We start from the raw sequence: 3,915 nt of genomic DNA, 5'->3' as shown, positions 1-3,915 counted from the left end.
CGGGCCACGGCGATCGCGGTCTCCTCGTACGTCCGCACGGCGAAGAAGGCGACGAGGAGCACCATCACACAACGGAACAGCACGAACAGCACACGCCCTGGAAGCGCCACGCTCCCCCTCTCTTCCGCCGCCACAGCCGCTCCCTCCCCGCTCCTGTTTCCTCCAACATGCACGGCTCAGCGTTCGGGGTTCCACAGCGGCTCCCCAGGCCTGGGCCCGACCAGTTCGTTGAGGAACGTGTCCTGTCGGCTGAGAGCGCGGTTCAGCAGGGCAACCATGCCCATGTCGTAACGGCGCCAGTCCTCCTTGTTCCACACCACGACCGGCCAGTCGTCCGGGTCCGCGTCCTCAGTCAACCAGAAGCACTGCTCCCCACCGACGCCGCCGCCCCAGGCGAGCAGACCGCCGGGCTCGGGATGGAAGAAGTACGGGAACGCCTCCGGGTACTTCTCCCGAAGACCGCGCAGCAGGGCACCGATCTCGGCAGCCACGTCCAGCACGGGCCCCAGGGCGGCGACCCCGGTGCCGGCGTCGTACCCGGGCAGGGGGATGACCGGTGTGAGCCGGCTGCCCACCGTCCCGGGCCCGTAGGCGTCGACGAACGCCCGGTAGTCGGCGGGCAGGTCGAGGCCGAACGCTGCCCGGGTGTCGCCCCACGGCAGCACCGGCCCCGCCGTCCGGGGCGCGACCCCGGTGATCCGCGCGAACTCGACAATGTCGTCCCGCACCACCGCACCACCCCTGTCAGGGACTGAGGTTCTTCCCGCCCTTCACATTCTGGACCGTGCCACCGCGGGGTATCACGAGCGGATACGGATTCCCGCGGGAGTCCCAGGCGGTGACCTGGAAGGTGAACGCGTACGGGATCTCGGCCGCAGTGTCCTTGTACTTGGCCGTCACCGTCATCCGCACGATTCCTCCCTTGTTGAGGAAGTTGCGGACCGCGGTTTGGATGTCCGTCATCTCACCGACGTTCACGGGTGTGACCCAGCACGGCGTGAGGTTCCGTTGTATGCCGCGGCCGCCGAACTCCTTGGGTATCAGGTGGCAACTGTTTACGAGGGTTCCCGGCACACCCGGGAGCAGTGCCTTCGCGCGGTTGCGGGCAGTGTCCATGCCGGGGCTGTTGGAATCGGAGGCCGTGCCGTCACCCAGCGGATTCTTCAGGCACGCGGTGGCCGCAGTGGCCCGCTTGTGCGACCCGGTGGGGGCGTAGTAGATCCAACCCGCCCCGCTGGTCTCGACGACGCCGGCCGGCGGACTCTGCGTCAGACAGGTCGGCTTGCCGTCCGGCCCGCTGCTGCTCGACGGGTCCGGCGACGCCGAGGCCCTCCCGGAATCGCAGCGCGCCCTGAGCTGGCGCGGGTTGGTCCACTGGTGGGTGCCGGACGCGTTGACGATGACGAGGCGGTCGACTCGGGGGCCGCCGCCATCCGGCTCGCACAGGCTGTCCCGCAGTTGCTGGAACTGCTGTCCCGTCGACGGAGTGCTCCAGGTCCTGTGTGGTGGCCAGGTCCAGTAGCGGGCCGACGAACGGTTCGAGGTCGAGCCGCAGTACCCGTTCGTATCCGGGCCGCACCTTCTGGCCTGCGCCGGTTCCGGAATCGGGCTGCTCGCCGTTGAGTTGCGCGGCGCCGAGGCGTGCCTGCGACCGGAGTTCCGCCGGGCTTCGCACCGTTTCTGCCTTCACGGCACGTTTGACCTGCTTGCCCTGCTCTGTGGTCGTGTAGAGGTAGTCCGCCGGGGGTGTCGCTCCTCCGGCCGTGGACGGCGCGGTCCAGGTGACGTGCGCATGATGGTCGGTCTGTAGCAGCAGCGCGATCTGCTGCAGCACGCGCTGGTTGTCGACCTTCTCGGTGGTGGGGAGGATCTCGCGCAGGTCCTGGGGGTTGTCCAGCCGGCCGGAGTCGACTATCTCCCCCAGGTCGGGCAACTCGCCCTGGCTGTTGGCCCCTTCGACCGCGTCGACCGCCTTGCTGCCCGCCTCGGTGTCGCTGGTCGGCCGGTCCTTCGTCATCAGGTCCAGCAGCTTCGCCGTGGTGGGCTTCAAGGGGGTGCCGACCGAGACGTCGTCCGGCCGCAGGTTGCGGGCGTGCAGCCGGCTGCCGACCTTGGGGTCGGAGCCGTACTCGGCGGTGGAGTACACCCAGGCGTAGTCGGTGTGGTTCACGGTCCGCCCGGTGCCCCACGCGATGTTGGGGCGGGTGCCGCTGACCGTTTTGGACTGCTTGGGCTGCAGGGTGCCCAGCGGGTGGGGCTGGTCGGGCACTCTCGGCAGGGTCAGATAGAGGGTGGCCGCGCCCGCCTGGTCGCCGCTGTTGGTGACCGTGTAGGAGTACGAGCACGGGTTGGTGGTGCACAGGGACGCGTCATTGCTAGTGATGGTGAAGGCGGGCCCCATGGTCATGGAGACCGCCTCGGCCGACGTCGCGGGCGGGACGGCGGTCGCCACGGCCGAGGCAGCGGTGTTACGGACCGCGGTGGCCTGCTCGGCGGTGGCCGGCTTCGGCTCGATCAGGAGGTAGCTGCTGTAGTCGCTGTCGTCGGTCGGCACGGCGTCCGCACGGTAGTCCGCCGGTTCCGCCACCGGACCGGTGCGCCGCGCGGGGTGCCAGACAGCGGACTTGACGGGACTGTCGCCGCCGGGGTCGCCGCCGACGGCGAGGACGGAGTAGGGCGCCTGGCTGGCGAGGACGACCGTCCAGCCCTGGGAGGTGTACGAGACCGCCTTGCGCCCCTGGAACGTTGCGCCGTCCTTCCGCACCGCCTCGGGATCGGAGGTGACCTGCCGGACCAGCGTGGCGAGCGAAGCCGGCGTCAGCGAGCCGGCGTTCACCGCGAAGCTGTCGAGCATGTAGTAGCCGGAGCGTTTTTCCGCGGCGACCCAGTGACCGCTGCTGGTCAGATCGTGGCCGAACTGGGGATCCTGCTGCGCCCAGAAGGCCGAGTCGCCCTTCAGGTAGAGATGGTCGCCGGACCACGCGAGGGCGGACTTGCCGGCTACCGGTTCGCTGAGGGTTCCCGACGCCTTCCCTGTGCTGGTGACCGTCAGGTTTGCCCGGGTCATGGATTGGTGCTCGACCGGGGCGTAGACCATCGACAGGTTCACCGCGGGCAGGGCGCTTAACTCCTGCGCAGCCGACGCGCCCTGCTGGGCTGGTGACACGCGGGGGGCCGATGCCTCGTGCTTGGCGTCCCCGGACCCGTTCGCCCCGTTCGACCCGCTGGGCCACAGCACGTACAGCAGGCTCGCCAGTACGGCCAGCGCGACCCCTGCGGCCATGAGGGACCGGGCACGCGTCTGCCGTAACCACCCGGCAATCGCTCGCGGGGACCCGGCCGGCGCACCCGCCGTGGGAGTTCGAGCCGGCAGCGGAGGCACCGCGGGTGACTGCGGCGGGTGGGGCGGCCGGGGCGGCGGCGGAGGCACCGCGGGCGGCTGGGAGGGGCGGGGCGGCGGAGGCGGGGCATCACTCTCGTCCCGTTCACCGGATTCCGGCTGCTGCCCGTGATCATCCGCCACAGTGACTCCCCCAGTTGCTTGCGCCGACCCTGGAATCCGGGAATTCCACGTTACCGACGGAAGCACGCCGAGGGATGAACTTCCTTATGCTTCAGATGACGACTTGAGTGACAACCCGCGTGACTACCCAGGCTCCAGGGACGTCGTCCCCCACGGCGCGTCCGTGCGGGCTTTATCGGGCGATATAGCACGTGCGGGGATCGCGGGACCATCCCCCGGGGGTGCGAGGAAACACGTTGGACGGGGCGGGTGCTTCAGAGGTCCTGGACGGCGCGCAGGGCCTGATCGACGCGGGCCATGACCGCAGCGTCGACGGGGCCGAGGAGCTTGGCGCCGTCGAACCGGCCGGTCCGCAGCTGGACGATGTTGACCGCGACGGCGGTGCACGGGAC

The 3,915-nt window shown here is 70.0% G+C and carries 3 protein-coding genes; all 3 read right to left on the bottom strand.

All coding sequences use genetic code 11. The annotated features are described in order from the left end of the window. Nucleotides 1-176: 176 nt before the first annotated feature. Genes AC07C1_RS41105 through AC07C1_RS41095 form a run of 3 tightly spaced genes read right to left on the bottom strand, consistent with a single transcriptional unit; the run spans nucleotide 177 to nucleotide 3,283 of the window. Nucleotides 177-728 carry a hypothetical protein gene (locus tag AC07C1_RS41105; RefSeq protein WP_478947223.1) on the bottom strand — a complete coding sequence of 184 codons (552 nt, stop codon included), beginning with the start codon at nucleotides 726-728 and terminating at the stop codon, nucleotides 177-179. Nucleotides 729-744: 16 nt separating this feature from the next. Next, a complete protein-coding gene (locus tag AC07C1_RS41100) occupies nucleotides 745-1,221 on the bottom strand; it encodes a DNA/RNA non-specific endonuclease (RefSeq protein WP_478947224.1) in 477 nt (158 codons plus the stop codon). After that, nucleotides 1,148-3,283 carry a hypothetical protein gene (locus tag AC07C1_RS41095; protein WP_478947222.1) on the bottom strand — a complete coding sequence of 712 codons (2,136 nt, stop codon included), beginning with the start codon at nucleotides 3,281-3,283 and terminating at the stop codon, nucleotides 1,148-1,150. Before AC07C1_RS41095 ends, AC07C1_RS41100 begins: the two co-directional genes overlap by 74 nt. Between the last annotated feature and the right edge of the window lie 632 nt (nucleotides 3,284-3,915).

Source organism: Streptomyces sp. NPDC045022, from assembly GCF_056432605.1.
The sequence above is the reverse complement of the archived record's forward strand: the minus strand, read 5'-3'. Positions and strand labels throughout refer to the sequence as shown.

Coding starts and splice junctions, on each gene's coding strand:
- AC07C1_RS41095 (WP_478947222.1), bottom strand. CDS start 3,283: ATGGCCGCAGGGGTCGCGCTGGCCGTACTGGCGAGCCTGCTGTACGTG.